This is a genomic window from uncultured Escherichia sp. (assembly GCF_948475835.1).
In the GTDB taxonomy this organism is placed as follows: Bacteria; Pseudomonadota; Gammaproteobacteria; order Enterobacterales; family Enterobacteriaceae; genus ECMA0423.
The window spans coordinates 1-7485 of sequence record NZ_CAOLGM010000172.1 but is presented as its reverse complement, the minus strand read 5'-3'; the positions used below and the strand labels follow the sequence as shown (position 1 = coordinate 7485).

At 49.7% G+C, this 7485-nt stretch carries 7 protein-coding genes; 4 read left to right on the top strand and 3 right to left on the bottom strand.

The features are described 5' to 3' along the window. Nucleotides 1–421: 421 nt before the first annotated feature. Nucleotides 422–1558: an HlyD family secretion protein gene (locus tag QZF50_RS21725; RefSeq protein WP_000364939.1), complete on the bottom strand. Its 1137-nt coding sequence runs from the start codon at nucleotides 1556–1558 to the stop codon at nucleotides 422–424. A 2-nt stretch (nucleotides 1559–1560) separates the two neighbouring features. Then, complete coding sequence (locus tag QZF50_RS21720) at nucleotides 1561–1923, bottom strand: DUF3302 domain-containing protein (RefSeq protein ID WP_000479626.1); 363 nt, start codon at nucleotides 1921–1923, stop codon at nucleotides 1561–1563. 536 nt (nucleotides 1924–2459) lie between these two features. On the opposite strand from QZF50_RS21720, the gene mtlA reads away from it, so the two are divergent. The 3 genes from mtlA to mtlR all read left to right on the top strand — a co-directional run bounded on the left by mtlA (nucleotide 2460) and on the right by mtlR (nucleotide 6338). Then, nucleotides 2460–4373, top strand: a complete 1914-nt coding sequence (gene mtlA / locus QZF50_RS21715; RefSeq protein ID WP_000093258.1) for a PTS mannitol transporter subunit IICBA — start codon at nucleotides 2460–2462, stop codon at nucleotides 4371–4373. A gap of 229 nt (nucleotides 4374–4602) precedes the next feature. Beyond that, nucleotides 4603–5751: a mannitol-1-phosphate 5-dehydrogenase gene (gene mtlD / locus QZF50_RS21710; protein WP_000645424.1), complete on the top strand. Its 1149-nt coding sequence runs from the start codon at nucleotides 4603–4605 to the stop codon at nucleotides 5749–5751. Continuing rightward, the gene (mtlR, locus tag QZF50_RS21705; protein WP_000228271.1) at nucleotides 5751–6338 is read left to right on the top strand and encodes a mannitol operon repressor MtlR; all 588 of its coding nucleotides are present in this window, start codon (nucleotides 5751–5753) and stop codon (nucleotides 6336–6338) included. The genes mtlD and mtlR overlap by 1 nt, the downstream gene beginning before the upstream one ends. An 11-nt stretch (nucleotides 6339–6349) precedes the next feature. Here mtlR and yibT read toward each other — a convergent pair whose 3' ends face one another. After that, a complete protein-coding gene (gene yibT, locus QZF50_RS21700) occupies nucleotides 6350–6559 on the bottom strand; it encodes a protein YibT (protein WP_000517100.1) in 210 nt (69 codons plus the stop codon). 284 nt (nucleotides 6560–6843) lie between these two features. Here yibT and QZF50_RS21695 point away from each other — a divergent pair, with 284 nt between their 5' ends. After that, nucleotides 6844–7206 (top strand): YibL family ribosome-associated protein, encoded by a 363-nt coding sequence (locus QZF50_RS21695; RefSeq protein WP_000665680.1) that lies wholly within the window; start codon nucleotides 6844–6846, stop codon nucleotides 7204–7206. Nucleotides 7207–7485: the final 279 nt, after the last annotated feature.

Below are 7485 nucleotides of genomic sequence, written 5' to 3'. Positions count from 1 at the left end.
CTCCAGGAGTTTTTTTAACTTAGTTTTATAATGAATACGATAATTAAAAGTGAAGAAGAAAATAGTTGTATACATATATTCCATGACCCTACATTGTGATCTATAGATTAAATATTTTTTAAATGTGACTGTCATCCTTCAGATAATAAAGCCATCATCGCAATAGATGGAAAAGCACTCCTGCTCTTTTTTGATTAGAGCCGTCGCAGGAGGAACAACTCATATCATCATTGCGATCTCGACGATGTATAGTCTCATCCTGCGGCAGAACAAGACGGATAAAAAATCCAATGAGAGCACACTCATCCAGAACTTATTAACATAATGAATATTAAAGAAAAATCATCGCAGCTAATGAAGTAATATGCAAAAATAATTAGTCCTTACAAGGAGCAAAGTTCCATAATCTCCCCCCTCCCCCTCAATGATCCAAATAAAGATAATGCATCCAGCTGGTCATTCTTAGCAGCACTTTCCGCATCACCGAAACATGGCTGAAATGGTCGGAGTAAACCGCCACCTGGGCGTAGATGCCGTCGGGTAAGGCATCGATATCATCGTTAGGGTCCAGTTCAATGGTTCCCAGCACACCGTCCGTGCCGGGCACGACCGTTAATGATTGCAATACCCCCTGCGCCTGATAAGAACCGCCTGGCACGACAGGTAAAATACTGGTCAGTTTGCCGTGAAACACCTGCCCAGGTAGCGCGTTAAACACCACTTCCGCATCATCGCCGGGTTTCAGACGTAACAGCGAGTTTTGCCGAAATTGGGCGACAATTTGCCGTTTTTGCTCGGGGATGAAGACCATCACCGGACGCAGCGGCAAGGCAGCTGCGTATGTACCTGGGCGGATCAGTACCTGAGTAACGTAGCCATTGCTCGGCGCGCGAATGACAGTCTGCTCAAGGTTATATTTTGCTTCAGTAAGTTGCGCTCTTAAGCTCACAATCTGCGATTGCTCGCCGTTAACCATACTGTCGAGCTGGCTCTGGATCTGCGCCTGCTCCGCCACCGAGCCTTTCACCAGCGCATCCTGCGCGAGGAAATTTTGCCGCGCATCGTCGATGTCACGTTCCGAGAACGGATTCACCGCCGCCTGGCTGCCTTTCAAGTAACGTTGATAATTTTTAAACAGACGGTCGCGCTCCGCTGAAACCTGGGTGGTGTTGGCCTGCGCTTCAGTGAGCTGCGCACGCAGCGTCTTTATATTATGCGTCGCCGTCATCAGGTCAGCCTGAAGTCTGTCAACTCGCGCCTGGTAACGAACCGGGTCGAGCTTAAAAAGCACCTCGCCCTTTTGAATAAGCTGATTATTCTTGTCAGTGACTTCAGTAACAATTCCCGTCACCTGTGGCGTGATAGGGATCGCTATCACTGCCTTTTGCGCGGTAAAAGTGTAAGGGTGGTTGTAGTTCATCAACAAAATTAAACCACTCACCAGAAACACGCCTCCCAGCGCCGCCGTCGCCAGCGTCCACTGATTTACCGGAATGCGGAAGATTTTAAAGACCGCCCACGCCAGCGCCACGTAAGTTAAAACAATCAATAGATCCATAATTAGATCTCCGGGAACGTGGAATAGTCAGTCTTTTTCTCGGCGGCGAGTTGATGCTCCAGCCGGGAAATTCGGTCAGAAAGTGAGGCGATTTCCGGGTCAGTCGCTTTCTCCTGCGACGCAACATGTGACTGCATACCCCAGCCACGCTCCGGTTGATAGAGCGTCGCCCAGATCCACAGAAACGGCCAGATAACATGCAGAGTAAACAGGCTCACCCAGCCCGCCGTATGAATAGCGTCGGCATGGGGGTGATTGCGCTTTTTGGCAATCAGATAAGGGATGTCATGTATCGCGATGATTCCATAAAAAATCACCAGAAAGACGAAGATCAGCACTCCCAACGCGAAATAGTTTAGAAACATATCTGCCTCGGATTCACGTTTATCAGTGTTGTTTTTGGGCTGGCAGCCAGAAGGGAGTCAGGCTGATATTTTGACAATAATCCGGGTTCGCGATTCTCGCCATAACACCAAAGAATAATTTTTAGAGGTGATGAGTTGCTTAGTTACATAACGATTGTATGACGAAGGCATAACATGCTGTAGATCACATCAGGTGAACGCCGTAAGAAAATATCTTGTGATTCAGATCACAAAGATTCAACAAACCATCAAAACAAAAATGTGACACTACTCACATTTAAATGCCATTTTTAGCGAAAATCGCCGTCTTGTTGCTTTTTTACACAAGCGTTTTGTGATGAGTATCACGTCAATTACCTCTCTACCCCCTATATTTATGTGACTGATATCACACAAAAGGCCGTCGACTGGACAGTTAACCGATTCAGTGCCAGATTTCGCAGTATCTACAAGGTCCGGCTACCTCTGCCGCCACATTAACAAAAAACCTCGGGCTTCCAGCCTGCGCGACAGCAAACATAAGAAGGGGTGTTTTTATGTCATCCGATATTAAGATCAAAGTGCAAAGCTTTGGTCGTTTCCTCAGCAACATGGTGATGCCAAATATCGGCGCGTTTATCGCGTGGGGTATCATCACCGCGTTATTTATTCCAACAGGGTGGTTACCGAACGAGACGCTGGCGAAGCTGGTCGGGCCGATGATCACTTATCTCCTGCCGCTGCTGATCGGTTATACCGGTGGTAAGCTGGTAGGCGGCGAACGTGGCGGCGTAGTCGGTGCCATCACCACCATGGGCGTTATCGTCGGCGCAGACATGCCGATGTTCCTCGGTTCTATGATTGCAGGTCCGCTGGGCGGCTGGTGCATTAAGCACTTCGACCGCTGGGTAGACGGTAAGATCAAATCCGGTTTTGAGATGCTGGTGAATAACTTCTCCGCAGGCATCATCGGGATGATCCTCGCTATTCTGGCATTCCTCGGCATTGGCCCGATTGTTGAAGCCCTGTCCAAAATGCTGGCTGCGGGCGTTAACTTCATGGTTGTCCATGACATGCTGCCGCTGGCGTCTATCTTTGTTGAACCGGCGAAAATCCTGTTCCTCAACAACGCCATTAACCACGGTATCTTCTCGCCGCTGGGTATTCAGCAGTCCCATGAACTGGGTAAATCAATCTTCTTCCTGATTGAAGCTAACCCAGGTCCAGGTATGGGCGTGCTGCTGGCGTACATGTTCTTTGGTCGTGGTAGCGCTAAACAGTCTGCGGGCGGTGCGGCAATCATCCACTTCCTGGGGGGTATCCACGAAATCTACTTCCCGTATGTGCTGATGAATCCGCGTCTGATCCTCGCAGTCATCCTCGGCGGTATGACTGGCGTGTTCACGCTGACTATCCTGGGCGGTGGTCTGGTTTCTCCGGCATCTCCGGGTTCTATCCTTGCTGTACTGGCGATGACACCAAAAGGTGCTTATTTCGCTAACATCGCGGGTGTGTGTGCGGCGATGGCTGTCTCCTTCGTTGTCTCTGCTATTTTGCTGAAAACCAGCAAAGTGAAAGAAGAAGATGATATTGAAGCAGCAACTCGTCGTATGCAGGACATGAAAGCTGAGTCTAAAGGCACATCTCCGCTGTCTGCGGGCGATGTGACTAACGACCTGAGCCACGTACGTAAAATCATCGTTGCCTGTGACGCCGGTATGGGTTCAAGTGCGATGGGCGCAGGCGTGCTGCGTAAGAAAATTCAGGATGCAGGTCTGTCACAGATTTCGGTCACTAACAGCGCGATCAACAACCTGCCGCCAGATGTGGACCTCGTCATCACTCACCGTGACCTGACCGAACGCGCTATGCGCCAGGTTCCGCAGGCGCAGCATATTTCGCTGACCAACTTCCTCGACAGCGGCCTGTACACCAGCCTAACCGAACGTCTCGTTGCTGCCCAGCGCCATACTGAAAACGAAGTGAAAGTGAAAGACAGTCTGAAAGACAGCTTTGACGATTCCAGTGCTAACCTGTTCAAACTGGGCGCGGAGAACATCTTCCTCGGTCGCAAAGCAGCAACCAAAGAAGAAGCGATTCGTTTTGCTGGCGAGCAGCTGGTGAAAGGCGGTTACGTTGAGCCGGAATACGTTCAGGCGATGCTGGATCGTGAAAAACTGACCCCGACTTATCTGGGTGAGTCTATCGCGGTGCCACACGGTACGGTTGAAGCGAAAGATCGCGTACTGAAAACGGGCGTGGTGTTCTGCCAGTACCCGGAAGGCGTGCGCTTCGGTGAAGAAGAAGATGACATTGCCCGTCTGGTGATTGGTATTGCAGCCCGTAACAACGAGCACATTCAGGTTATCACCAGCCTGACCAATGCACTGGATGATGAGTCCGTCATCGAGCGTCTGGCACACACCACCAGCGTGGATGAAGTGCTGGAACTGTTGGCAGGTCGTAAGTAATCCAATCCCACCCTCTCCACATGGAGAAGGTGGGGTTAATTGCCTGATGCGCTACGCTTATCAGGCCTACAGGATGCATCACGATTTGTTGAATTTGCACGTTCTTGTAGGCCGGATAAGGCGCTTACGCCGCATCCGGCGCTGCCCCTCTCCTCACGGAGAGGGTTTGGGTGAGGGAAAAGCCTCACCCCAGCCCTCTCGGGTAAAAACATTGATGAAGGTTAATACTATGAAAGCATTACATTTTGGCGCAGGTAATATCGGTCGTGGCTTTATCGGTAAACTGCTGGCAGACGCGGGTATCCAACTGACGTTTGCCGATGTCAATCAGGTGGTACTTGATGCCCTGAATGCCCGTCATAGCTATCAGGTTCATGTGGTTGGTGAAACCGAGCAGGTAGATACCGTTTCCGGCGTCAATGCTGTCAGCAGCATTGGTGATGATGTCGTTGATCTGATTGCTCAGGTCGATTTAGTCACTACCGCCGTTGGCCCGGTTGTGCTGGAACGTATTGCTCCGGCTATCGCCAAAGGGCTGGTGAAACGCAAAGAACAAGGTAATGAATCCCCGCTGAACATCATCGCCTGTGAAAACATGGTACGCGGTACCACGCAGCTGAAAGGCCATGTGATGAACGCCCTGCCGGAAGACGCCAAAGCGTGGGTAGAAGAACACGTTGGCTTTGTCGATTCCGCCGTTGACCGCATCGTACCGCCTTCGGCTTCGGCAACTAACGATCCGCTGGAAGTGACGGTAGAAACTTTCAGCGAATGGATTGTCGATAAAACGCAGTTCAAAGGCGCACTGCCGAACATCCCAGGCATGGAGTTAACCGACAACCTGATGGCATTTGTCGAACGTAAACTCTTCACCCTGAACACGGGTCATGCTATAACCGCGTACCTCGGAAAACTGGCCGGTCATCAGACCATTCGTGACGCTATTCTCGACGAGAAAATCCGCGCGGTGGTAAAAGGTGCGATGGAAGAAAGTGGTGCGGTACTGATCAAGCGCTACGGCTTTGACGCAGACAAACATGCGGCGTACATCCAGAAAATCCTCGGTCGTTTTGAGAACCCGTATCTGAAAGATGATGTAGAGCGCGTAGGCCGTCAGCCGCTGCGTAAACTGAGTGCTGGCGACCGTCTGATCAAGCCACTGCTCGGTACGCTGGAATACAGCCTTCCGCACAAGAATCTGATTCAGGGGATTGCTGGTGCAATGCACTTCCGCAGTGAAGATGATCCGCAGGCTCAGGAACTGGCAGCACTGATCGCTGACAAAGGTCCGCAGGCGGCGCTGGCACAGATTTCCGGTCTTGATGCCAACAGCGAGGTTGTATCCGAGGCGGTAACCGCTTATAAAGCAATGCAATAATGGTGGACCAGGCGCAGGACACCCTGCGCCCGAATAACAGATTGTCAGATATGCAGGCAACAATGGAACAAACCCAGGCCTTTGAAAACCGTGTGCTTGAGCGTCTGAATGCTGGCAAAACCGTGCGAAGCTTTCTGATCACCGCCGTCGAGCTTTTGACCGAGGCGGTAAATCTTCTGGTGCTTCAGGTATTCCGCAAAGACGATTACGCGGTGAAGTATGCTGTAGAACCGTTACTCGACGGCGACGGTCCGCTGGGCGATCTTTCTGTGCGTTTAAAACTCATTTACGGGTTGGGCGTCATTAACCGCCAGGAATACGAAGATGCGGAGCTGCTGATGGCATTGCGTGAAGAACTAAATCACGACGGCAACGAGTACGCCTTTACCGACGACGAGATCCTTGGACCCTTTGGTGAACTGCACTGCGTGGCGGCGTTACCACCGCCGCCACAGTTTGAACCAGCAGACTCCAGTTTGTATGCAATGCAAATTCAGCGCTATCAACAGGCTGTGCGATCAACAATGGTCCTTTCACTGACTGAGCTGATTTCCAGAATCAGCTTAAAAAAAGCCTTTCAAAAGTAAGCAACGTCTGCTTACTGCCCCTCTACCTGCTTCGGCCGATAAAGCCGACGATAATACTCCAGACGTTGTAGATATAACGGCACGCTTTCATCGGGTATTCCGGACGGAATCGCGTTACGGGGAGGAAGTTTTTTCAGATACTCCCGGAACGCCTGGCTTGATGCCATGAAATCTACGGCTTTATCGATAAGAAGCGGAACGTTTTCACCTAATTTGCCCATGATGATATCTCCGTATTACCCCGCGCCGGGAATGCGCGGCCGCCAATTTTAGTTTAGGTTCCCGGTAAAGATGACATTAAGGAAAACGTGCTGAATCCTCAATAATCATCCGCTGCTGTTTATTATCTTTTTTCTATAGATTTCTTAATTAATCAATAAATTGCGTAGTTTTTAAGCATGTTAATGATTACGTTACAGAACTATTGCAATGTCATCAGTTGTGAACAAAGCACCTGGTCGCGCATACTAGGGGCTATAAATTTATCTTTATCAGAAGCCATCACATGAAAGAAGTCGAAAAAAACGAAATCAAACGTCTCAGCGATCGTCTGGACGCCATCCGCCACCAGCAGGCCGATCTGTCGCTGGTTGAAGCCGCAGACAAATATGCCGAGCTGGAAAAAGAGAAAGCCACGCTGGAAGCAGAAATTGCTCGCCTGCGTGAAGTTCATAGCCAAAAACTGAGTAAAGAAGCACAGAAGCTGATGAAGATGCCGTTTCAGCGCGCAATTACCAAAAAAGAGCAGGCTGATATGGGCAAGCTGAAGAAAAGTGTTCGCGGACTGGTGGTTGTGCACCCAATGACCGCGCTGGGCCGTGAAATGGGCCTGCAGGAGATGACTGGATTCTCTAAGACTGCGTTTTAAGCGCCTCAGACGACTGGTTCGATCATATCAACCCGCATCTGGCTTGCCTTAGCTGGTCAATGCGGGGACTCTCCTGTCTACTCGCCTAATTACCAAACAATTCACTCCCTTTACTTCGATTTACCGCTGGTTGATATTCTGAAAATGTATTTTTACCGTAATAGCCATCTATAAACAATAAAAATATATAGAAGATATCATTTGTTAATTAACAAGCATTTACGTCTCTTTTTTTCGGATTTAATTGTGAAATTTTAATCATCATATTCACAAAATCAA

Bases quoted from the DNA above. Each gene is read 5' to 3' on its own strand.
- QZF50_RS21725 (WP_000364939.1), bottom strand. From the start codon at position 1,558: ATGGATCTATTGATTGTTTTAACTTACGTGGCGCTGGCGTGGGCGGTC.
- QZF50_RS21720 (WP_000479626.1), bottom strand. From the start codon at position 1,923: ATGTTTCTAAACTATTTCGCGTTGGGAGTGCTGATCTTCGTCTTTCTG.
- mtlA (WP_000093258.1), top strand. From the start codon at position 2,460: ATGTCATCCGATATTAAGATCAAAGTGCAAAGCTTTGGTCGTTTCCTC.
- mtlD (WP_000645424.1), top strand. From the start codon at position 4,603: ATGAAAGCATTACATTTTGGCGCAGGTAATATCGGTCGTGGCTTTATC.
- mtlR (WP_000228271.1), top strand. From the start codon at position 5,751: ATGGTGGACCAGGCGCAGGACACCCTGCGCCCGAATAACAGATTGTCA.
- yibT (WP_000517100.1), bottom strand. From the start codon at position 6,559: ATGGGCAAATTAGGTGAAAACGTTCCGCTTCTTATCGATAAAGCCGTA.
- QZF50_RS21695 (WP_000665680.1), top strand. From the start codon at position 6,844: ATGAAAGAAGTCGAAAAAAACGAAATCAAACGTCTCAGCGATCGTCTG.